The organism is Hyphomonas sp., assembly GCF_046313735.1.
Classification (GTDB): Bacteria; Pseudomonadota; Alphaproteobacteria; order Caulobacterales; family Hyphomonadaceae; genus Hyphomonas.
On record NZ_JBKBXW010000025.1, the window covers coordinates 38,526 to 60,232 of the forward strand.

20 protein-coding genes and 2 tRNA genes are annotated in these 21,707 nt (G+C 67.0%); 13 read left to right on the top strand and 9 right to left on the bottom strand.

The window, feature by feature from the left end; all coding sequences use genetic code 11:
* Nucleotides 1-8: 8 nt before the first annotated feature.
* Complete coding sequence (locus tag ACK4SV_RS12800; protein ID WP_409918226.1) at nucleotides 9-407, bottom strand: Arm DNA-binding domain-containing protein; 399 nt, start codon at nucleotides 405-407, stop codon at nucleotides 9-11.
* Between the two features lie 186 nt (nucleotides 408-593).
* Nucleotides 594-679 (bottom strand) — tRNA-Leu (locus ACK4SV_RS12805).
* A gap of 75 nt (nucleotides 680-754) precedes the next feature.
* On the opposite strand from ACK4SV_RS12805, the gene ACK4SV_RS12810 reads away from it, so the two are divergent.
* Both ACK4SV_RS12810 and ACK4SV_RS12815 read left to right on the top strand, forming a co-directional pair.
* A complete protein-coding gene (locus ACK4SV_RS12810) occupies nucleotides 755-1,405 on the top strand; it encodes an exopolysaccharide biosynthesis protein (RefSeq protein WP_409918227.1) in 651 nt (216 codons plus the stop codon).
* A 49-nt stretch (nucleotides 1,406-1,454) separates the two neighbouring features.
* On the top strand, nucleotides 1,455-1,973 hold the full coding sequence (locus tag ACK4SV_RS12815; protein ID WP_409918228.1) for a disulfide bond formation protein B: 519 nt from the start codon (nucleotides 1,455-1,457) through the stop codon (nucleotides 1,971-1,973).
* On the opposite strand, the gene ACK4SV_RS12820 is transcribed toward ACK4SV_RS12815, so the two are convergent.
* The 4 genes from ACK4SV_RS12820 to ACK4SV_RS12835 all read right to left on the bottom strand — a co-directional run bounded on the left by ACK4SV_RS12820 (nucleotide 1,958) and on the right by ACK4SV_RS12835 (nucleotide 6,996).
* Complete coding sequence (locus tag ACK4SV_RS12820; RefSeq protein ID WP_409918229.1) at nucleotides 1,958-2,425, bottom strand: DUF3429 domain-containing protein; 468 nt, start codon at nucleotides 2,423-2,425, stop codon at nucleotides 1,958-1,960. The genes ACK4SV_RS12815 and ACK4SV_RS12820 overlap by 16 nt on opposite strands.
* A gap of 3 nt (nucleotides 2,426-2,428) precedes the next feature.
* Complete coding sequence (locus ACK4SV_RS12825) at nucleotides 2,429-3,592, bottom strand: acyl-CoA dehydrogenase family protein (RefSeq protein ID WP_409918230.1); 1,164 nt, start codon at nucleotides 3,590-3,592, stop codon at nucleotides 2,429-2,431.
* Between the two features lie 196 nt (nucleotides 3,593-3,788).
* Nucleotides 3,789-4,802: a family 43 glycosylhydrolase gene (locus ACK4SV_RS12830; protein ID WP_409918231.1), complete on the bottom strand. Its 1,014-nt coding sequence runs from the start codon at nucleotides 4,800-4,802 to the stop codon at nucleotides 3,789-3,791.
* 325 nt (nucleotides 4,803-5,127) lie between these two features.
* On the bottom strand, nucleotides 5,128-6,996 hold the full coding sequence (locus ACK4SV_RS12835) for a DUF885 domain-containing protein (protein WP_409918232.1): 1,869 nt from the start codon (nucleotides 6,994-6,996) through the stop codon (nucleotides 5,128-5,130).
* Between the two features lie 101 nt (nucleotides 6,997-7,097).
* Here ACK4SV_RS12835 and hemC point away from each other — a divergent pair, with 101 nt between their 5' ends.
* The 6 genes from hemC (at nucleotide 7,098) to ACK4SV_RS12865 (ending at nucleotide 13,066) form a co-directional block, all read left to right on the top strand.
* Complete coding sequence (gene hemC / locus ACK4SV_RS12840) at nucleotides 7,098-8,063, top strand: hydroxymethylbilane synthase (RefSeq protein WP_409918233.1); 966 nt, start codon at nucleotides 7,098-7,100, stop codon at nucleotides 8,061-8,063.
* Nucleotides 8,060-8,767: a uroporphyrinogen-III synthase gene (locus ACK4SV_RS12845; protein ID WP_409918234.1), complete on the top strand. Its 708-nt coding sequence runs from the start codon at nucleotides 8,060-8,062 to the stop codon at nucleotides 8,765-8,767. Before hemC ends, ACK4SV_RS12845 begins: the two co-directional genes overlap by 4 nt.
* Nucleotides 8,768-8,845: 78 nt before the next feature.
* Nucleotides 8,846-9,883: a COG4223 family protein gene (locus ACK4SV_RS12850; protein ID WP_409918235.1), complete on the top strand. Its 1,038-nt coding sequence runs from the start codon at nucleotides 8,846-8,848 to the stop codon at nucleotides 9,881-9,883.
* 4 nt (nucleotides 9,884-9,887) lie between these two features.
* Nucleotides 9,888-11,321, top strand: coding sequence for a heme biosynthesis protein HemY (locus ACK4SV_RS12855; protein WP_409918236.1), 1,434 nt, complete (start codon nucleotides 9,888-9,890; stop codon nucleotides 11,319-11,321).
* A gap of 324 nt (nucleotides 11,322-11,645) precedes the next feature.
* Nucleotides 11,646-11,721, top strand: a tRNA-Thr gene (locus tag ACK4SV_RS12860).
* Nucleotides 11,722-12,355: 634 nt separating this feature from the next.
* A complete protein-coding gene (locus tag ACK4SV_RS12865; protein WP_409918237.1) occupies nucleotides 12,356-13,066 on the top strand; it encodes an SDR family NAD(P)-dependent oxidoreductase in 711 nt (236 codons plus the stop codon).
* Here the strand turns inward: ACK4SV_RS12865 and ACK4SV_RS12870 are convergent.
* The 3 genes from ACK4SV_RS12870 to thiD all read right to left on the bottom strand — a co-directional run bounded on the left by ACK4SV_RS12870 (nucleotide 13,063) and on the right by thiD (nucleotide 15,352).
* On the bottom strand, nucleotides 13,063-13,884 hold the full coding sequence (locus ACK4SV_RS12870; RefSeq protein ID WP_409918238.1) for a PhzF family phenazine biosynthesis protein: 822 nt from the start codon (nucleotides 13,882-13,884) through the stop codon (nucleotides 13,063-13,065). The genes ACK4SV_RS12865 and ACK4SV_RS12870 overlap by 4 nt on opposite strands.
* A gap of 170 nt (nucleotides 13,885-14,054) precedes the next feature.
* On the bottom strand, nucleotides 14,055-14,432 hold the full coding sequence (locus ACK4SV_RS12875; protein ID WP_409918239.1) for a hypothetical protein: 378 nt from the start codon (nucleotides 14,430-14,432) through the stop codon (nucleotides 14,055-14,057).
* A 110-nt stretch (nucleotides 14,433-14,542) separates the two neighbouring features.
* The gene (gene thiD, locus ACK4SV_RS12880; protein ID WP_409918240.1) at nucleotides 14,543-15,352 is read right to left on the bottom strand and encodes a bifunctional hydroxymethylpyrimidine kinase/phosphomethylpyrimidine kinase; all 810 of its coding nucleotides are present in this window, start codon (nucleotides 15,350-15,352) and stop codon (nucleotides 14,543-14,545) included.
* Between the two features lie 227 nt (nucleotides 15,353-15,579).
* On the opposite strand from thiD, the gene ACK4SV_RS12885 reads away from it, so the two are divergent.
* From ACK4SV_RS12885 to purH, 5 genes are all read left to right on the top strand, one after another.
* On the top strand, nucleotides 15,580-16,848 hold the full coding sequence (locus ACK4SV_RS12885; protein ID WP_409918241.1) for an RsmB/NOP family class I SAM-dependent RNA methyltransferase: 1,269 nt from the start codon (nucleotides 15,580-15,582) through the stop codon (nucleotides 16,846-16,848).
* Between the two features lie 126 nt (nucleotides 16,849-16,974).
* Nucleotides 16,975-17,457 (top strand): glycine zipper 2TM domain-containing protein, encoded by a 483-nt coding sequence (locus ACK4SV_RS12890; RefSeq protein WP_409918242.1) that lies wholly within the window; start codon nucleotides 16,975-16,977, stop codon nucleotides 17,455-17,457.
* 87 nt (nucleotides 17,458-17,544) lie between these two features.
* Entirely contained in the window at nucleotides 17,545-18,213 is a 669-nt protein-coding gene (gene rpe, locus ACK4SV_RS12895; protein WP_409918243.1) for a ribulose-phosphate 3-epimerase, read from the top strand.
* Between the two features lie 24 nt (nucleotides 18,214-18,237).
* On the top strand, nucleotides 18,238-19,959 hold the full coding sequence (locus ACK4SV_RS12900) for a heparinase II/III family protein (RefSeq protein WP_409918244.1): 1,722 nt from the start codon (nucleotides 18,238-18,240) through the stop codon (nucleotides 19,957-19,959).
* Between the two features lie 64 nt (nucleotides 19,960-20,023).
* Nucleotides 20,024-21,622, top strand: a complete 1,599-nt coding sequence (gene purH / locus ACK4SV_RS12905; protein WP_409918245.1) for a bifunctional phosphoribosylaminoimidazolecarboxamide formyltransferase/IMP cyclohydrolase — start codon at nucleotides 20,024-20,026, stop codon at nucleotides 21,620-21,622.
* The last annotated feature ends 85 nt before the right edge of the window (nucleotides 21,623-21,707 follow it).

Below are 21,707 nucleotides of genomic sequence, written 5' to 3' on the forward strand. Positions count from 1 at the left end.
CGAGATCCTTAGTTTACGAACCGGATGAACCAGTCGCGCTTCTGGAGGGTGGCCTTCGAAATCCCCTCCTTCTTCCGCTTCTCCTGCAGCCCCGCCGCGATCTTCGCAAACGTGTGTTCTGTCCGGGCTACCTTCACTCGGGCCTCGGCCTTCTCCTTTTCGCGAGGGTCGAGGCCGTCATAGAGCTGGGCCTTTGCCTCGGCGCACTTTTCGCGCGCGCGCAACAGGGTGACGAAAGGATACTTCCCAAACGACAGCGTCTTCTGCTTCCCGTCGAACCGGTAGGCCATCTTCCAGAGCTTCGAGCCCTGGGGCGTGATTTCGAGGAAAAGACCATGCCCGTCACTGTATCGCGCGGTTCTCGGCCCCGGCTTAAGCTTCCGGATGTGAAGGTCGGTCAGTTTCATTGTTGGCATTTCTCCCTAAGGTTACCACTTCGATCCGCAGAGAATGCCAACATTTTCGAAAAAATCGACCAAAATTTGGCAAAATGCCAACGGACGGCCATGGACGAAACAGCCGCCAAAATCTCGATAAGTATTTGTTTTTTATGGATGTTTATGGACGCAAGCGGACGCTCACGGAGTCTGAGATGGTGCCCCTGGCCGGACTCGAACCAGCACTCTGTTGCCAGAAGCGGATTTTGAATCCGCCGCGTCTGCCATTTCGCCACAGGGGCGCCCGGTCGGGCGGCGCAAGTCCTGCATGAGGGGGGGATGATCTGTCAATCTCCGAGGTCTATAAGGGCTGCATCATGACCCCGTCTTCCCCCGTATCCGCCGCCGCCACCGGCGCGGCAGACACCGCCCCGCGCACCCTGCTCCAGACGATCGAGGACCTCGCCGACGCGGCGCCTGAGGAAGGCTTTTCCCTGCGGGAGATCTTCGACCGGCTGGACGAGAGCGCGTTCGGCGCGGGCCTCTTCCTGCTGGCGCTGCCCTGCTGCATCCCGTTCCTTTATGGCGTGCCGCAGATCGTTGCCCTGCCGATGCTGGCGCTGGCCTTCCAGATGCTGATCGGGCGGGAGGAGCCGTGGCTGCCGGCAAAGCTCGGCGCGCGCAAGATCGACAAGAAGGGCCTCACCCAGATGGCCCGCGGCGGGCGCAAATGGCTCGGCTGGATCGAGGCGATCATCCGCCCGCGTCTGAGCTTCATCACCGGGCCGGTGTCCGAGCGCGTCATCGGCGCGCTCCTGTTCTGCTTCTGCGCCTCGATCCTGGTGCCCCTGCCGGCGACCAATACCGTGCCGGGCTTCGCCGTCGCCGTCACCGCCTTCGGCCTGATGCAGAAGGATGGGCTTGCCGTCATCGGCGGCTGTATCGTCGGCACGGCCTGGATCGGCGCGCTGGTCCTGGGCGCGCTGACCGGCATCGGCCTCGTCGTTAGCGCCGCGACCGGCTCGTGACGCTGCGCCGCATTGCGCTCAGCCTGCAGCGCGGCAGACATGGGCGAGCATGCAGACCCTGACCTCTGCCCTCACAGGCTGGCGCTGGCCAGTCCTCGCGCTTGCCGCCTCGGCCCTGATGCTGGCGGCGGCCCATGCCTTCGAACAGTTCGGCGGGCTTTACCCCTGCCCCCTCTGCCTGCGCCAGCGGGAGGTCTACTGGGCGCTGATCGCGATGATTGCGACCGGGCTTGCCTGGTGGCGGTTCATGCCGAAGCGGCGCTTCATCATCGCGCTGAATGTGCTGATCGGCCTCGTCTTCCTCGTCGGCGTCGTTGTGGCGGGCTATCACGCAGGGGTCGAATGGCGCATCTTTCCGCCGCCGGCGGGATGTTCGGTCGGCGGCAATGTCGACCCGTTCGCGATGGGCGGGCTGGACCAGCCGATCCAGCTGCCGGCCTGCAATGAGGCGCCGTTCTACATCCTCGGCCTGTCGATGGCGGGCTGGAACGGGGTCGTCTCGGCCGGCCTTGCCGCCCTTAGCTTTGCCGCCGCCGCGATCACCCTGAACAGCTACCGCAAGGCATAGGCCGCCGCCGCAGCCGCCAGCGACAGCGCCGCGCCGCTGCCTGCGAAGAGGCGCAGCCGGCGGTACCAGAAGGGCATCCCCGCCCCGTTCGCATCCCACGCCATGTGGACGAGGTGCGCGCCGGCCGCTGCCGCAAAGACCGGCCAGCCAAGCTGCCCCAGCACCGCCCACAGCACCAGCCCCCAGCCGGCCAGCGAGCCCAGCACAGAGAGGTACATCAGCCCGCCGCGCGGAATGCCGCCGCTGCCCTGCGCATTGATTTCAGCGCCCCAGCGCACCCCGCCGAGGAAGGACAGGATGATCGCCCCGTATACGATCAGCACAAGGGCCGCCTGCGCCGTGCGGATCGGCTGGCTGCCGGACATCCACATCAGCGCAGCGGGCGCCACGAACGGCACCAGCCCCGCCAGCGTCAGCAGCAGCGGGATAACCGGAATATTGAAAAGACGCATACGTCAGAGCCCCAGCACCTTGCGCGCAATGATGTTCTTCTGGATCTCGTTCGTGCCGCCATAGATCGACTGCGCCCGCCCCGCGAAGTAAGCCGATATATCGCGCGGGGACGATCCGGAGGAAGGCCCTTTGTGTCCGGCATGGGGTCCGGCCGCGTCAAGGAACAGCTCCGTGATCAATTGATGGGTCTCGGTGGCCAGAATCTTGACAGTTGAGGCCGCATCCCCCGGCGATCCGCCCGCCGCCACACTCGACAGGATACGGAATACCGTCATTTCGAGGCCGTCCACCGCGATCTCGGCAGAGGCAAGCCGCATTGCGAATCCGGCATCATTGATCAGCCGCTCATTGCTGCCCTCCGGCGCCGCCGAGGCGAGCGCGCGGACATGGCGCAGCATAGCCCGCTTGCCGCCGATGCGGGCATAGGAGGTGCGCTCGAAGCCGAGCAGGTATTGCGAATAGGTCCAGCCCTTGCCCTCCTCGCCGATGCGGTAGCTTTCCGGCACGGTGACATTATCGAACAGCACCTCATTGAGCGCATGGGCGCCGTCGATGGTAATGATCGGCTTCACGGTCAGGCCCGGCGCGTCCATCGGGCAGCAGATGAAGCTGATGCCCTGCTGCTTCTTCTCGCCCCGGCTGGTTCGCGCGAGCAGGAAGATCCAGTCCGCGTGCTGCGCAGCGGAGGTCCAGATCTTGTGGCCATTGAGGGTGTAGACGCCGTCTTTCAGCTCAGCGGAAAACTCAAGGCTCGCCAGGTCCGATCCGGCCCCCGGCTCCGAATAGCCCTGCGCCCAGCCGACCGAACCATCACGGATGCCCGGCAGCCACTCAGCTTTCTGCGCCTCGCTCCCGAACGTGTAGATCACCGGGCCGACATAGATCACGCCCATCGGCGTCACCGTCGGCACGCCGGCGCGTTCAAGCTCCTCATCGAAGACGTATTGCTCCTCCAGCCCCCAGCCCGGCCCGCCATATTCTTTCGGCCAGGCCGCCGCGAGCCACCCCTTCGCGCCCAGCGCCATTTCCGAGCGGCGCACATCTTCTGTCGTCAGCGGGGTGCCGGATTTGTATTTGGCGATGATGTCTTTCGGGAATTCGGTCTCGAACCAGCCGCGCACCTGCGCCCGGAAAGCCTCGACATGCGGCGGGAAATTCAGGTCCATCGGCGTGATCCTCCGATGGAGAGCGTAGGCGCCGCACGCAAGCAAGCAAGGGCTCACCTTGAGGCAGGCAGCCCCCTCCGCCCTTCGGGCACCTCCCCCGCTTCGCAGGGGAGGATGAGGTTGCATCCAGACGCCCTCTTATCCTCCCCCGTTTACGGGGGAGGTGCCCCGCAGGGGCGGAGGGGGAACCAACCCCTCACTCCCCTCTCGCCACACTCACCCCCTCATCCGTCGCCACAACCGGCCGGATCGTTCCGTCCTCATTGAAATACATATGCTCGGCCCGCACCGAGCGCCGCCCCAGCGCGCCCTCGACCCCGTCAATCGACAGGGCGCCATTGTGATAGAAGAGGTACCAGTCGCCCTTGAATTCCGCGATGCCCGGATGGATCGTGAAACTGTTCTCGGCGATGCCCATGATCTTTCCACGGAAGGTCCACGGCCCCGTCACCGTGGGCGCGGTGGCGTAGTAAATCTGTTCCCAGTCATGCTCGGTCTCATCAATGCCGGCATAGGCGAGGTAGTAAATCTCCCCCCGCTTGAACAGCCACGGCCCCTCGACGAAATGATCCACCTCCACGCGCCTGATCTCATCTGCAAAGCTGATCATATCCGGCGCGAGCGGGGCATAATAGAGATGCGCATTGCCCCAGTAGAGCCAGACCGTGCCGTCATCATCCTCGAAGGCGGTCGGGTCGATATCGTCCCACCAGTGCGGCCCGTCCGTATCGCTGTTCTTCACAAGCGCCGAACCGCGCGCATCCACGAATGGCCCCGTCGGCGAATCCGACACGGCAACGCCAATCGCCTTGCCATGATCGGTGTCATCATGCTCGACCGTCGTATAGAACCAGAAGCGGCCATCCTTCTCGATCACTTCCGACGCCCAGGCATCGCGGATCGCCCAGCTGAAATCCGTGGGCTTCATCACCGAGCCATGATCGACCCAGGTTCGCATGTCCTCGGTCGAATAGACGAGCCATCCGGTGATGTTGAACATCTCCCCCTCGCCCGCCTCGTCATGGCCCACATAGAGCCATAGCCGCCCGTCATGCACCAGCGGCGCGGGATCGGCGGTGAACTTGTCGCGCACGATGGGATTGGTCCCATCGGTGTTCACTACCGGAAGCCCCGCAAACGGGTCCTCCGGCGGCGCGCCGCACGCCATCAGCAAAACAGCCGCACTGGCAGCCAGAGCTTGTCGCAACATCGGTAACCTCCCCGGTCTTCTCCTTATGAGAAGACAGGATTTGGCAGGCAGGCGCCGGGGTCAAGGAAAATCTGATAGCGCTATCATAATCAAAGCCCCTTCTCCCTTGGGCTTGCGAAGAAAAGAAATCGCATTGCGATTGCCTGAGCAAGGGGTTGGGGATGAGGGGGCGCAACACTTCCCGGGATCACTGCGCTGAGACGTAGGCCCCCCCTCACCCCTGCCCCTCTCCCAAGGGAGAGGGGTTCAGGCGGCGCCCCAATGAAAACAGCCGCCCCTGTTTCCAGAGGCGGCTGCCATTTCACCTGAATACGAAGCGCGCGCCTCAGCCCGCCGCCTTCACCTCCGCGATCCAGCGGTCGACCTTGGCGTTCAGCATCGCCAGCGGCAGTGCGCCACCTCCGAGCACCGTGTCGTGGAAGGCGCGGATGTCGAACTTGTCGCCAAGCTCTGCGCGGGCACGGTCGCGCATTTCCAGGATTTCCAGCATCCCGATCATGTAGGACGTCGCCTGCCCCGGCATCACGATATAGCGCTGGACTTCCGAACGCGCCTGAAGATCCGTGGTCGGAGAATTAGCGAGGAAATATTCCACCGCCTGCTCCTCGGTCCAGCCCTTGGCGTGCAGGCCGGTATCGAGCACAAGGCGGATCGCGCGCCAGACTTCAGAGCCGAGCCGGCCGAAATTCGAGTACGGATCTTCAAACGTGCCCGGCATCTCCGAGGCCAGCCGTTCCGAATAGAGCGCCCAGCCTTCGATATAGGCGGTGAACCCAGCCTGCGTCCGGAATTGCGGAACGCCGGTCAGCTCCTGCGCAATCGAGAGCTGCATATGGTGGCCGGGCAGCCCCTCATGATAGGCGACGACTTCCAACTCGCTCTTGGGCATCGCACTCATGTCCAGGAGGTGCGCATAATAGATGCCGGGGCGAGAGCCGTCCGGCGTGCCGGGGAAGTAATGCTGGGCGGCGCCCGCCTGCTCGCGGAAGGATTCCACCCGCTTCACGATCAGGTCGGCCTTCGGCAGGATGCCGAAATAATCCGGCAGAACCGCCTTGATCGTCTCGATTGCATCGGTGGCGTCGCCGATATAGGCCTGACGGCCTTCATCCGTATTCGGATAGTAGAAGCGCGGATCATCCTTGGAATCCCGCATCATCGCGAAGAATTCCTCCAGCGTCCCCTCAAAGCCGACGCTCTGCTTGATCGCTTCCATTTCGCCGCGGATGCGCGCGACGCCCTGCAGGCCGATCTCGTGGATCTGGTCTGCCGTCAGGCTGGTGGTCGTCTGCTGGGCGAGCATCTGGTTGTAATAGGCCGTGCCATTCGGCTGCGTGCTGGTGCCCTGCGGGCCGGTGGGGTCCGGCGAGTTCACAAGGTCGGCCTCCGCAAAGGCGATCAGCGCCTCATAGGCGCTCTTGAAATCGCCGGTCAGGGCCGCTTCGGCATCCGCGATCAGCGCGGCGGCCGTTTCGGGGGTCGTTTTTTCTGCCTCGACAAGCGCCTGCACATCGGCCTTGAAATCTGCAAACAGAGCCGAGTCCGGACCATCCGTGAACGGAGCCCCGGTCAGGATCTTCTGCGACTCCTCGATCACCCCCTGATAGGCAAAGCGCGGCGCATGCACGCCCTTGCCGGCTCGCATCTCGGCAATCTCGATCAGCTCCCGAAGGGCCCGTGCCGCCTCCCCAATCCGGGAGACATAATCGCGTGCATCGGATTCCTCGTCTACGGCATGGAACTGGATCAGGAAGGTCGGGATGAAGGAGTGGATCGCTGTCATCTGGTCGAAGACGAGGCCATTGTCGCGGAAAGCGAGCCCCGCCTGTTGCTGCTCAGCCTGGTAGACCCAAAGATCGAAAGAATCCCGGTCGGCCGGAGAGAGTTGGCGCGGATCGAAGCTGGCTTTCAGCTCCTCGGTCGCCGCCATCATCCACGCCACATTGTCCTCAGCGCAGGCCAGCGTGACGCAATCCACCTCACCATGCCGGTCCTTGCGGCCCAGGAATGTCAGCTGGATCGGGCTGCGCAGCAGCTGCTCCTCATACTTCTCATCAAACCAGGCGTTCAGCCGCTCGCTCAGCGCCGCCTGCTCCTCGGCCGACAGGGCCACGGGCGGGGCTGGGCCGGTATCAGGGGCGCAGGCGGTAACAGCAAAAATCAGGGCGAGGGCCGAAAAAGTAGCGCGCATCATGGGCGAGTCTCCGGGGTCTTTCCGTTTTTCGATATGCCGAGTTACGCCCTTGCCACTCCGGCGTCAATTGGCAACGCGCCAAAGCCCGGCTAGGGAGGATTATGACTGTTGAACATACCACTCCCGGCGCAAGGCGCCTTCGCCTCGGCACCCGCGCCTCCCCGCTCGCGCTCGCGCAGGCCCATCAGATCGCTGCGAGCCTGAAGGAAGCCTCCGGCGGCGCCCTCGAAGCCGAGATCGTGACCTTCACCACCAAGGGCGACCAGCTGACGACCGAGCGGCTGATCAATTCCGGTGGCAAGGGCCTGTTCACGCGCGAACTCGATGACGGGCTGACGAATGGCGAGCTGGACCTTGCCGTCCACAGCCTGAAGGATGTGCCCTCCCAGCTGCCGCCCGGCCAGATGTTCGTGGCCTTCCCGCAGCGCGAGGACCCGCGCGACGGCTTCGTCTCGAAATCCGCCCGCGCGCTGCAGGAGCTGCCCGAGGGCGCCCTGCTCGGCACCGCCTCCCTCCGCCGCGAAGCGCAGGCCCTTGCCCTGCGGCCCGACCTGAAAGTGGTCACCTTCCGGGGCAATGTCGCCACACGGATGCGCAAGCTGGAGGAAGGACAGGCCGACGCAACCTTCCTGGCCATGGCAGGGCTCACCCGCCTCGGCCTCGCCGAGGTCGCCGTGCCGGTCCCGCTGGAAGACATGCTGCCCGCTGCCGGCCAGGGCATCATCGGCGTGGTCATGCGCGAGGATGCAGACCCGGATGTCGTCGCCGTGATGCGCCAGCTGAACCATGCGCCCAGCGCCGCCGCCGCGATTGCCGAGCGCGCCTTCCTTGAAAAGCTCGATGGCAGCTGCCGTACGCCGATTGCCGCGCACCTCTTCGATCAGGGCGATGAGTGGAAACTGATCGGCGAAGTGCTGAGCCCGGATGGCCGCGCGCGCTGGCGCGGCGACGGGGTCTGCCGCAAGGAAGCCACCGAGAGCCAGCTCGCTGCGCTCGGCCGCGCGGTCGCGCAGGAAATCATCTTTGCCGCGAAGGAGGCCCTGCCCGTCTTCGGGGACGAGCGGTGAGCCATCCCGTCATCGTCACGCGCACCCAGCCGGGCGCGGACGAAACCGCTGCAGGCCTCGCCGCCCTCGGCTACCGGCCCATCGTGTCGCCGATGCTGCGCATTGTCGAAACGGGCCTGGCCGCTGAGGCGCTGGAAGGCGTGCGCGACATTGTCTTCACGAGCGCGAATGGCGTGCGCGCCTTCACGGCCGCCCGCGCCGGGGAGACCGCAGCCTTCGCCGCCTGGTGCGTCGGCCCGTCAACGGCTGAGGCGGCGAGGGAGGCAGGCTTTACGCCGGTCGTGGAAAGCGATGGCGACGCGGCAGCGCTGGCCGGCCTGATCCTTGCCCGGCGCGATGACCTCTCCGGCCCCCTCCTCCACATCGCCAACAAAGCGGCCGCCGGCCAGCTGGTCGCCGCCCTTCAGGCGGGCGGGCTCGAAGCCCGCTTTGCCGCGCCCTACCGGACCGAGGCCGCACCTGCGCTCTCTTCTGAAGCTCTGGAGGTGCTCACCTCCGGCAGCCGGTGCGCGGTGCTGGTCCATTCCGCCAAGGCCGCAGACGCGCTCGCCGCCAGCCAGCCGCCGCTGGCCCATGCCGTCATCGCCGCAATTTCGGAGGCTGCCGCTGAACCGCTAGCGCATCTGCCCGCAGCGGCGCGCGCGATTGCCGCCCGCCCCAATGAAGCCGCACTGATGGCCGCGCTTAAATCAGCGCTTGCCTGAACCGGGTGACCGCCTCGCTTTGCCGCAGGGGCGGGCTGTGCCACACTTCTGCCACGGCGATTCAGACGAAAGGAAGAGATGACGGACAAGACCGCCTCCCCGCCCGGCCCGGATGACGAACCGATCGACGCCCAGTTCGAGCCGGCGCCCGATCCCGCGCCCGCACCGAAGGGTCCCGGTGGCCCCGGCTGGCCGGGCGTGACGCTGGCCGCTGCCATCGCCGCGCTTCTGGGTGCAGGCGGCGGAATGCTTGGCGCGGGTCTCGGGCGCGATGGCCCGCCGGCCGGCAATCCGGTGGCGGTGCAGTTCGCGGCGCTGGCGGAACGCCAGGAAGCGCTGGAACAGCGCCTGTCCCAGACCGCCCCCGCCGCGCCGGAACTGGCCGGGCTGATCCGCGAGCTGGATGAAGCCTCCCGCCGCCTCGACGAAGCGATGGGCGAGGGCACCGCCTTTGCCGATTTGCGCGCGATTTCGGACCGCCTTGACGCGCTGGAACGCGCCGAAGCGGGCGAAACCGCGCAGACAGACGCCATCCGCGCGCTGGAAGTTCGCCTCAGCGCGCTGGAAACCCGCCTCGCCGAAGCCGTCGCCCGGCTGCCCGGCCCCGAAGCGCTGCGCCGCGCCGAAGCGGCTCAGGCGCTCGCCGCCATCGACCGCGCGGCCCGCCGGGGGGAAGGCTTTGAATCCGACTACCGCGCCCTGCGCGCAGCGGCGCCGGACACCGAGAGCGTGCGCCGCCTGACCCCCTTCATCGGCGGCGTGCCGACGCTTTCCGCGCTGCAGGCGAGCTTCACCGCCATGCGCGCCGATGCCCTGCAGGCACACGCCAATGCCGCCGCGAGCCAGACCCAGCTATCCTGGCTGAACCGGGTGTTCGGCGATGCGGTCACCGTGCGCCCCGCTGATAGCGGCGACGATCCTGTCAGCGCCGCGCTCGACCGCGCCAGCCGCCAGCTGTCTGCGGGCGACCTTGCCGGGGCGGTCACCGCCCTCTCAGCCCTGACCGGCCCCGCCGCAGACGTGGCCGGGGGCTGGACCCGCGAAGCGAACCGGCGCATCACCCTCGATGCTGCGCTCGAAGCGGTGCGCCTCAGCCTGATCGAGCCGGAGAACTGAACCGATGAGCCGGTTTTTCCTGTTTGTTTTCGTCCTCCTGCTGATTGCAGTCGGCGCCGTGCTGGCCTGGTGGGCCTTCAGCCTGCCGGGCGAGGTGACCTTCCCTGTCGGTCAGGAAATCGTCTCGATCCGCTCCGGCATTGCGGCCATCCTGATCCTGGTGTTTGGCGGCCTGATCGCGCTGGCCTGGTGGATTGCGACCGGCCTGCTGGTGCTGCCGGGACGGATCAGCAAGGCGCAGCGCCTTGCCCGCACCCGCAAGGCCAATGCCGCCCTCGCCGAGGGCCTGCTGGCCGCCGAAGGCGGCGACGCCAAGGCGGCCCTGCGCCTTGCGAAGAAGGCGATGCGCCATGCCGAGGATGAGCGCCTCAAGCTGCTGCTGGAAGCACGCGCGGCCGAAGCCAATGATGACTGGGCGGGCGCTGAACGCGCCTGGGGGCTGCTCACCCGCCTGCCCGGCGGCCAGCTGGCCGGCCTGCGCGGCGCAGCCACTGCCGCCTCTGCCCGCGGCGACCCGCTGACGGCGGAAACGCGCGCCCGCGAAGCCCTCGAGCTGCGCTCTGACGCAGACTGGCCGTTCAATTCCCTGTTCGACATCCATGTGGCCAAGGGCGACTGGGACAAGGCGCTGGAAACGCTGGTTCTGGCCGAAAAGCGCGACCTGATCGAGGCGCTGCACCTGAAACGCCGCCGCGCCGTGCTCTATACCGCGCGCGGGCTCGCCCTGCCGCAGGCAGAGAAACCGGCGGCGCAGAAATCGCTCGCCGATGCGATCCGCTCCGCGCCGGATTTCCCGCCGGCCGCCTATCATGGCGCGCGCTTCCTGATGATGGATGGCAAGGCCAAGGCCGCCCAGGGCGTACTGGAGCTTGGCTGGAAAGCGCGGCCGCACCCGGCGCTGGCGCAGCTCTCCCGCCGCCTCGTGCCGCAGGATACGCGCCAGCACATTGCCGCGCGCCTGGAAGCGCTGATCGAGATGAACCCCAATCACCGCGAAAGCCGGATCCTCGCCGCCGAGATCGCCATGGATTCCGGCAGCTGGGTCGAGGCGATCCGCAGCCTTGCCCTGCTGGTGGAGGAGAACCCCACCGGCCGCCTCTGCTTGCTGATGGAGCGGGCCCTGAAAGGCTATGGCGACATGGAGGAAGCCAATCGCTGGGGCCGGATGGCGGCCTCGGCCTCGCGCGAGCCGGACTGGTCTGACATCGACCCCAAGGGGAATGCCTTCGACTTTGACCGGGCCGGCTGGAGCCGGATGGTCTACACGTTCGGGGATGTGGGAGAGCTGATCCATCCGCGCTATGAAAGCTATGGCCGCGAGATGGAAGCGGGCCGCGTACTCGCCCTGCCAATGGCCGATGACGGCCCCGTCGCCCCGCCCCGCGCCGCCACCGGTCAGGTGACCCCGCCGCTCGACTATGCGCCGGATGAGGATTGAGGGAGCCGTGTTTGGAGACGGGTGCTGAGGTACTCGTCACCCCCGATACGCGTCAGCGTATCTGGGGGCCCATCTCCAGCGCCCTCCATATTCCCTGAGACAGCTGCAGGAGATGGGCTCCCAGACGGGCCTTGCCCGTCGGGAGTGACGAAGGTTGAGACGCAGACGGAAGTATAGCCAATGCCGCTCGTGCGGGATGATGCAGGGAGAAGGTCCCGGATCGCCGCTTTGCGGCGTCCGGCATAACACCGCGTGGGGACAGGTTTTGAGGCCTTGCACCCCTCCCGCCCTGCCAGTATATGCGGGGCCTGCCCACAACGGCACGCCGCTTTAGCTCAGCTGGTAGAGCACATCATTCGTAATGATGGGGTCAGGTGTTCAAGTCACCTAAGCGGCACCACCTTCCTTTTGCAGTCGTGGATTCGAGCGGGCGCAGCACCCGGTCTGAGCTTGTAACTTTCGTGAAGTTTCTGTTGGCGCCCCATGCTCCGATGTGTTACCATAGGTTGACAGACCCCCCCTCGATGTAATCTTCAGGTCGAACGGTAAGGGAGTGAGAGATGATCATGCATATCGGCAGATTTGCTGGCCTTGCTTTGACAGTTGGGATCCTGTCCGGAGCTGCATTCGCACAAGGCGCCCCAGGGGGATGCTTCTCCGTAAATGGCAGCGGTTGCCCGTTCAACGTCAATGATCCGGTGTCTTTCTCAGCCTACTATCTCGCGCAGTTTTCAGGCGAAGCCGGACAGCCCTTGTACCAATCCCGACCGGCCGGCGAGCCGGAAGATGATCGCACAGCCTGCGCCATCAATTGCCATCAGTATTATCTCGAGTCTCGCAGCGCGTGTTATGCTATCGGACTCCTGGAGTCCGACAGCGGAGATACCGAAGCCAGCCGTGTCTGCCTCTCTCTCGCGCTGGAAACCCTGGCCCGGTGTTTGCGGGAGACGTGCCGCATCCGATAGGCAGCGGTTCGGCCCCTTATCGCACGGCCATCTCTTTTCGCACCTGTCCGGTGTCCTAAATGCTGCGGTATGGTTGCAGTTGTATTCGGAAGTTCGGGCGGGGTCGGGCGGGCGCTGGCTGAGGCGCTGGTGGCCCGGGGCGGCTATGCGCGCGTGTTTGCAGTGTCGCGCAGCGGGGCGGGCGTTGAGGGCGCCGAGGCGCTTGAAGCGGATTTCCTGGATGAGGCGGCGCTGGCAAGGGCCGCCGAGGTGATCGGCGCGGGCGGGCCGGTGGGGCTTTGCATTGTGGCCTCGGGCATCCTGTCTGATGGCGAGGGCCTGCAGCCGGAAAAGAGCTATCGCCAGCAAAGCAAGGAAGCCTTCGAGCGTGTGTTTGCGGCCAACACGATTGCGCCGGCGCTGATTGCCAAACACATGCTGCCCCTGATGCCGCGCGCGGAGCGGAGCGTGTTTGCGGCGCTGTCGGCGCGGGTGGGGTCGATCACGGATAACCGGCTGGGCGGATGGCACGCCTATCGTGCGTCGAAGGCGGCGCTGAACATGCTGGTGCGCAATTATGCCATCGAACAGGCGCGGCGCGCGCCGGGGGCGATCTGCGTGGGACTTCATCCGGGTACGGTGGATACCGGCCTGTCGAAGCCGTTCCAGTCCGGCGTTTCAAAGGAGAAGCTGTTCACGCCTGAGGTATCGGCGGGATACCTGCTGGACGTGATCGATCGTCTGGGGCCGGAGGATTCAGGGAAGTGTTTCGACTGGGCGGGGAAGGAAGTGCCGGCTTAGATCCGGAACCGGCCCTCAATCACCGTCACGGCTGTTCCCGTGAGTTTGCAGCGGTCGCCTTCGAGCCTGACGCCGATATCGGCGCCGCGGCCGGGATAGGCCTGGTGGCAGCGGGCCGCCGGCATGTCAAAATGTTCGGCGAGGATGCGGGCGAGCATGGTGTGCCAGCTGCCGGTGGCGGGGTCTTCATCAATGCCGGAGCCGGGGGCGAAGAAGCGGCTTGTGGCCTCTGCACCTTTCTCTCCGCCGAGGGCGAAGCAGCCGAAATTGCCCCGGTCCCAGCCTGCGCCTTCTGCGCCCAATGTCTTCAGCCTGCGGATATCCGGGGCGAGGCGGCGGATATTTTCGGGGCTTTCGAAGCGGGCGGCATAGAACATGCCGGCCCAGGCTTCGATTGGGCGGGCGCCGAAGGCGTCTGCGATCTCGTCCGTGACCGGAACAGGCTGGATGGGGGCGGAGGGGAAGTCCATCTCCAGAAGGCCGCCCTCGAGGCGCCGGACGGTGAGGCGGCCGGAGCGGACCGTGTCGAAGTGGATCGTATCGCCGGTGGCGGCGCCGGTTTCGAACAGGGTGTGGGCCGAGGCGAGCGTGGCATGGCCGCAAAGGGGCACCTCGACAGCGGGCGTGAACCAGCGCAGCTGCCACACACCTTCCGCAGACGGAACGAGATAGGCGGTCTCCGCCACATTGTTCTCCGCCGCGATCTTCTGCAGCGTGTCATCCGGCAGGAAGGCATCCAGCGGCATGACACAGGCCTGGTTGCCCTCGAAGGGGCGGCTGGCGAAGGCATCGACCTGGTAGAAAGGCAGCGCGGGCATGGGAGTGTCCTCAGGGAGAGGCGCATCTCATCGCATGGGGCGCGGGCGGCGGCAAACGAGGAAATCTGATGGGGGTGTGAGGAAAGCTCCACGGCGCGGCGGCACTTGCGCCCGCAGGTCCGGCCGGGCCGGTGCGGGAGGGGGCGCTGAATTCGGGTTGAAGTCAGAGGCTAGGACGTGTCGGCGGTGAAGCAGGGCGCAGGCGCGCGCCCGGGAGCCGCCCGTTCACGGAGGATCGGGGCGGGCGGCGGCGCGGGCACGTGCGGCGCAAGGGCGGCTGCGAGGCGCGCCGGGAGGGATGGGAAGAATTGAACATCCGCATACGGCATATGTCCGAGGAGGCGCACCACCGGGGCGGCATCGGGATCGGCGCAGAGGCCGAGGAAGTGGACTTCGCCGAACGGGCCGATCTTGTAATGATACGGCACGCCCCGGCCATACTGCGCGCGGACCTGCAGCTTCAGCGCGATGAGGCGCGCGAAGATCAGTGGCCAGAGGAGCCATTGCAGCCAGGTGAGGTCCGGCAGGGGGGCGTGGCGGTCATACATCCTGAGACGGAGTATAACCCCGGTCTGGAGGGGGTCGGATAAGTTTATTTTATAGCCCTGATTTCATTGGAAATGAGGGGTGAAATCTGTTGGATAGGCGGGGGCTTGGATCAGTCGTCCTTGTCCAGCAGCCAGCCATGATGGACGGGGCCGTGACCCTTGCCGAAGCCCTTGGCGTTCTGAATGGCACCGAACAGGTATTCCCTGCCCCGTTCGACCGCTTCGGGCAGGCTGACGCCCTGGGCCAGCAGGGCAGCGATGGCGGAGGCAAGCGTGCAGCCTGTGCCATGGGTGGCGCGGGTTTCGATGCGGGGGGCTTCGAAGATCCATTCGCCGGTCGTGGTCTGCAGCACATCGTGGATGCGGGCGCCGGGGATGTGGCCGCCTTTGACGAGCACGCCATGGGCGCCGAGCTCGAGCAGGCGATCCGCCGCGCGGCGCTGGCCATCGAGGGTTTCGACCGCCTTGCCGGTCAGCACTTCGGCTTCGGGCGCATTGGGCGTGACGAGTCGGGCGCGGGGGACAAGCTCGGCCCGGATGGCGCCGACGGCTTTCTCATCGACGAGCCGGTGGCCGGAGGTGGCGACCATCACGGGGTCAATCACGCGGGCGAGGCCGGGGGCGTGTTCCGAGAGCGTTTCGGCAACAGCCTCCACCAGTGGGGCGGTGCCGAGCATCCCGGTCTTCACGGTATCCGCGCCAATGTCTGCGAGGACGGCTTTCATCTGGTCTGTGACGGCATTGATCGGCACGGGCCAGACGCCTGAGACGCCGAGCGTATTCTGCACGGTGATGGCCGTGATGGCGGTGGTGGCAAAGCCGCCAAGCATCGTGACGGCCTTGATGTCTGCCTGGATGCCGGCGCCGCCGCCGGAGTCAGATCCGGCAATGATGAGGACGCGGGCCTGAGGGGTGGTCATGGGGCGGGTGCCTCAACTGGGTGTGGGTGGGTGCTGGCTGAACTCGTGCTTGTTCAGGCATGTGGCATCCGTCAAGCCGGTTTGCATCCGCCGGGCGCGCGGCAGCAGCGGCCCTTGCCGGACCGGGCCGCAATCCCGTAAGGCTCTCGGATGAACCGGGCCCACCCCTCCGCCGCGCTGCAGTCCCGCAAGGATCGCAGCCCGCCCGCGCGGCGGGGGACCCGGCCATGAGCGGCGCTGCTGTCCGCCTGGCCGCCGGCCGGCTGCTTCACCTCGTGCTCGACAAGCACCGTACGCTGGATGAAGCGCTCGTCGCTGATGAGGCTTTTGGCGCGCTGGAAGGGGCGGACCGGGGGTTCGCCCGCGCAATCGCCTCCTCGGCGCTGCGCCATCTCGGCTGGATCGACCGGGGCCTCGCCCCGCTGCTCTCCCGTCCCCTCCCGGCGACCAGCCCGGAAATCCGGGCGCTGCTGCGCGCCGGGGCGGCGCAGCTCTGGTTCATGGACGTCGCCCCGCACGCTGCCGTTTCCGAGACGGTGGAGGCCGCGCGGCTGTGGCACCCTGCGCGGTCCGGCGGGAGTTTCCTGAACGCTGTGCTGCGCCGGGTGAGCGAGACCGCCTCCCCCGCCGGGCGGATGGACACGGCAGCGATCTGGCCGGACTGGCTGGCCGCCCGCATGGTGCAGAGCCTCGGCCCGGACCTTGCCGCTGCGCTCGCCGAGGCCCAGCGAGCCGAACCGGCCCTGCACCTGTCGGCCAAATCCGATCCGGCCGCACTTGCCGCGCTGACGGGCGGCGCCCTGCTGGCGGACGGCACGGTGGAACTGGCGAGCGGCGCGGTGGAAGCCCTGCCCGGCTATGAGACGGGCGACTGGTGGGTGCAGGACGCTGCCGCCCGCCTGCCCGCGCGCCTGCTGGCGCCGCAGCCCGGCGAGGCGATCCTCGACCTCTGCGCCGCGCCGGGCGGCAAGACGCTGCAGCTGGCAGCGGCGGGCGCGCGTGTCACGGCGCTCGACCGGTCCCGCCCCCGGCTGGAGCGGCTGAAGGAAAACCTCGCCCGCACGCAGCTTCACGCCGATGTGATCGTCGCCGATGCAGAAGCCTGGGAGCCGCCGGAGCTTTTCTCGAAAATCCTGCTGGATGCGCCCTGCTCCGCCCTTGGCACCCTGCGGCGGCATCCGGAAGGCGCGTGGATCAAGAGCGCGGCGGATGCAGGCCGGTTTCCGGCGGTGCAGGCCCGGCTGCTGGCGGCAGCAGCAAAGATGACCCCCCCGGGCGGTACGGTCGTCTATTGCGTCTGCACCCCGCTGCGCGAGGAGGGGGCGGATGTGGTCGAAGCCGCCATCGCGGCGGGTCTCTACACACGCGTTCCGGTGAAAGCTGAGGAAATTCCGGGCTTTGAGGATTGCATCACCCCGGACGGCGATGTCCTGACCCGGCCGCGCGAGGGCCGGCAGGCAGATGCGTTCTATATCGCCCGCCTCAGCAGGGCCTGAACCTGTCGGAACTGTAAGATATTCCTGAACGCAAAACCTGAACAGAATTCATATCTCATTCAGGCAGCCCTGCGCTATAAGGGCATCAGTCGCAGGAATGCAGTGCGAAAGGAACACGAAATGACTATGGCGATGACCTCCCGGGCTCCGGCCCAGAAAATGGCCGCTGGCGCGCTGGCAGCCCTCACCCTCATGCTCGCCGGCTGCGCCAACAGCTATGGCCCCGGCACCGCCAGCCCCGGCGCGGTCGGGCAGGCCTCCACCGTCTATACCGGTGTGGTGACCTCGGTGCGCGAAGTGACCATCCGCTCCGACAACTCGATCATCGGCACGGCAGCCGGCGCAGTGCTCGGCGGCATCGCCGGCTCGGAACTCGGCGGCGGCTCGAAAGCCAACACGGCCGGTGCCATCGGCGGCGCGGTCATCGGCGGCATCGCCGGTAACGAGGCCGGCAAGGCAGTCGGCACCCGGCGCGGCTTTGCCTACATCATCCGCTTCGACAATGGCGAAGTGCGCGAGATCGTCCAGGGCGCGGATATCTACATCCAGCCCGGCACCCCGGTGAACGCGATTGCAGGCGCCGATGGCTGGCGGGTTGTTCCCCGCTAAGCCGGGCCGCGTTAACCGCGACACTTATGTGAAATCCGGACAGCCGGCTGCCTTGTGCGGCCGGCTGTTCCCTTTTAGGGAGGGAACATGCAGCCCGTCCTGATTTCCCCTTCGATCCTGTCGGCCGATTTTGCGAAACTCGGCGAGGAAATCCGTGCCATTGATGCCGCCGGCGCCGACATGATCCATGTCGATGTGATGGACGGCCATTTCGTGCCGAACCTGACCTTTGGCCCGCCAGTGATCGAAAAGCTCCGCCCGCATACTAAGAAGCCGTTCGACGTGCACCTGATGATCGCCCCGGTCGATCCCTTCATCGAGGATTTCGCCCGGGCCGGCGCCGATATCCTGACCGTGCACCCCGAGGCTGGCCCGCACCTTCACCGCACGCTGCAGGCGATCCGCGCCGCCGGAATGCGCCCCGGCGTGGCGCTGAACCCCGCCACCCCAGCCAGCGTGATCGAGCCCGTCATCGGCGACATTGATCTGGTGCTCGTCATGTCGGTCAATCCCGGCTTTGGCGGCCAGGCCTTTATCGAAAGCCAGCTGCGCAAGGTGGAACAGCTCCGCCGGATGATCGACGCCTCCGGCCGCGACATCATCCTGGAGATTGATGGCGGGCTGAATGCCGAGACCGCACCGCGGGCGATTGCCGCAGGCGTCACCGCCATCGTGGCCGGCTCTGCCGTGTTCCGTGGCGGACCCGGCGCCTATGCCGACAATATCCGGGCCCTGAGGCCGCATATCCCGGCCTGACCGCCAACGCTTGAGAGGCCGGCCGTGGCTGAGAACAGCACAGAGTTCGATCCGCCGCGCGCCCGTTCAGGCGGTGACGACGCCGCGCTGTGGCGCCGCTTTCGCGGGGTCACCGGCGATGAGGCGCGGGTCGCCGCCGTCAGCCGGGGCCGGCCGCTGGAGACGCCCTCCGAACTCCAGCTCTATCTCGAAAACCTGATCCCGCCGGACGAGCTGCGCGGCGAGGCCCTGCGCGGCGGCATCTGGAAGATCGGCCAGCAGCGCATGACCCTGGAAGATGGCGAGGCGCCCTGGACGCTGGAAATGCCCTCGCGCCACTTTGCAGACCGGGTGCACCGCTTCAACTGGCTGGCCGACCTGATGGCGCAGGGCGAGGACGGCGCCGCGCTTGCCCGCGCGCATGTGGATGACTGGGTGCAGCGCTTTGGCCGGTTCAACGGCTTTGCCTGGCGCATCGACCCGACCGCCGCCCGGATGTGGCACTGGCTGCGCTGCGGCGCCGCGCTGTTTGCCGAGGGCGAGGAGACCGCCCGGGCCGCGCGCATCGAGACCCTCGCCCGGCAGGCGGCCTACCTCTCCGACGTGATCGAGACGGCGCATGATCCCGCCTCGCGCTGGCAGGGCGCCGTCAGCCTCACCGCCTGGGCGCTCTGCACCCGCAAGGGCCGCCCGGAGGCGGAACTCGCGCGCCTGGAAGCCGAGGTGACCGCGCAGATCCTGCCGGATGGTGGCCACATCACGCGCAGCCCCTCGCGCCTGCTCGCCTCGATCATTCACCTGCAGACCATCGCCGGCGCCCTCTTGCGCGCGGGCCATCCCCTGCCGGACTGGCTGACGCACTGGATCCCGCGCATGGGCGCGATGCTGGCCTTCTTCCGCTCCGGCGATGGCGGGCTCGACCCCTTCCATGACAGCGACGAATCCCGCCCGGAGGTCGTCGAGGCGGCGGTGGCGCGCCTGCCTGCCCCGCCGCGCCGCTTCCTGTTCGCGCCGAAATCCGGCTTCCAGAAGATCGAGCGCGGGGGCCTGCGCTTCATCATGGATTGCGGCGATGCCCCGCCCCGCCCTTTTGCCGAGCAGGCCCGCGCCGGCGCGCTGGGCTTCGAGCTGTCCGATGGCCCGGCCCGGCTGGTCACTTCCTGCGGCTTCAGCCCGGAGGTGAACATCGACTGGCAGGCCGCCGTGCGCCGCACCAGCGCGCATTCAACGCTCACACTGGCGGGACGCGATTCGGTTACCTTCGCCCTGAACGAGGAAACCCGGCTGCGCGCCGCCATTGGCCCGGAGGGCATCGCCGCGAAACGCCTTGAGGAAGCCTCCGAAATCTGGCTCGACGCGCAGCATTCCGGCTACAAGGCCTCGCACGGCCTGCTCCACCGGCGGCGGATTTTCGTCTCCGGCATCGGCGACCGGCTGACGGGCGAGGACTCCCTCGTCCGCCCCATCGCCCAGGCGCCCAACGAGGACAAGAAGCCCATCCCCTACGAGATCCGCTTCCACCTGCACCCGACCGTGACCGCCATCATGGGCCGCGACGCCATCCGCCTCGTCAGCGAGGCCGGCCCCGTCTGGCGCTTCAAGACCAGCCACGAGGCCGCCCGGCTTGAGCGCACCGTCTATCTCGCGCGCGGCGGCGTGGAGCAGCCCGAACAGATCGTGCTGGCAGGCTTTGCGGACCCCAATGGCGACGGCACCCAGCCGCCGAACTGCATTCGCTGGGCCTTCATCCGGGAAACGCCCGCTTGACGCCGCCCGCGCGAGTGATACCCCCCGCGCCAGCCCGTTCACCCCTTATCTGAGGAGCCCGCCCATGGCCTCCCCCGCTTCCGGCGCCCCGCTCGCCCTTCGCCGCGCGCTGATTTCCGTTTCCGACAAGACCGGCCTGATCGGCCAGGCACAGCGCCTTGCCGCCCTCGGCGTGGAGCTTGTCTCCACCGGCGGCACATCGAAGGCGCTGAAGGATGCCGGCCTTGGCGTGAAGGACGTGTCCGACCTGACGGGCTTTCCGGAGATGATGGATGGCCGCGTCAAGACGCTGCACCCGGCGGTCCATGGGGGCCTGCTCTACCTGCGCGACAACCCTGCCCATGTGAAGGATGCCGAGACCCATGGCATCGGCGCCATCGACCTCATCTATGTGAACCTCTACCCCTTCGAAGCCACCGTCGCCTCGGGCGCGGACTTTGAAACCTGTATCGAGAATATCGACATCGGCGGCCCCGCCATGCTGCGCGCGGCTGCCAAGAACGGCGCCTTCGTGGCCGTGTGCACCGATGGCGGCGATGTCGAGGCTGTGCTGGCCGAGGCCGAGGCGACCGGCAGCGTCAGCCCCGCCACGCTCCGCCGTCTCGCCGCCAAGACCTATGCGCGCACCGCCGCCTATGACGCGGCCATTTCCGCCTGGTATGCCCGCCAGATCGGCGAGGAGGCGCCCCACTGGGCGGCGCTCGGCGGGCGCCTTGCCCAGCCGCTGCGCTATGGGGAAAACCCGCACCAGAAGGCCGCCTTCTACACCACCGGCGAGGCCCGCCCCGGCGTTGCCACCGCGCGCCAGCTGCAGGGCAAGGAGCTCTCCTACAACAACATCAACGACACCGATGCGGCCTATGAGCTGATCGGGGAACTGGGCAGCGAAACCCCCGCCGTCGCCATCATCAAGCACGCCAATCCCTGCGGCGTCGCGCTCGGCCCCAATATCATCGAGGCCTACAAATCCGCCCTCGCCTGCGACCCCACATCGGCCTTTGGCGGCATCGTGGCGCTGAACCGGCCGCTGGACGAGGAGACGGCGAAAGTCATCACCGAGATCTTCACCGAAGTCGTCATCGCGCCGGGCGCCGACGCCGCCGCCGAAGCGGTCTTCGCCAGGAAGAAAAACCTCCGCCTGCTGATTACCGATGGCCTGCCCGACCCTGCCGCGCCGGGCCTCTTCCTGAAGACCGTCGCTGGCGGCTTCCTGCTGCAGGACCGGGACGCAGGCCGGATCACGCGCGCCGACCTGAAAGTGGTGACCAAACGTGCGCCCACGGAGCAGGAGCTTTCCGACATGCTGTTCGCCTGGCGCGTCGCCAAGCATGTCAAATCCAACACCATCGTCTATGCCAAAGACGGCGTCACCGCCGGCATCGGCGCCGGCCAGATGAGCCGCATCGACTCAGCCCGCATCGCCGCCCGCAAGGCCGAAGACGCACAGGAAGCCGCCGGCTGGGCAGAGCCCCGCACCAAAGGCTGCGTCGCCGCCTCAGACGCCTTCTTTCCGTTCCCGGATGGTTTGTTACAGGCCGCCAGCGCCGGCGCCACCGCCGTCATCCAACCCGGCGGCTCCATCCGGGATGATGAGGTGATCGCCGCAGCGGACGAGGCGGGCCTCGCGATGGTGTTCACGGGGATGCGGCACTTTCGGCATTAGGCACCGCCTAGACGTTTAATCGAGATTGGGCGGAACTGTGCGACCAATCCATCCCAGTTATTTCGATTCACGGAACGAGACAGCG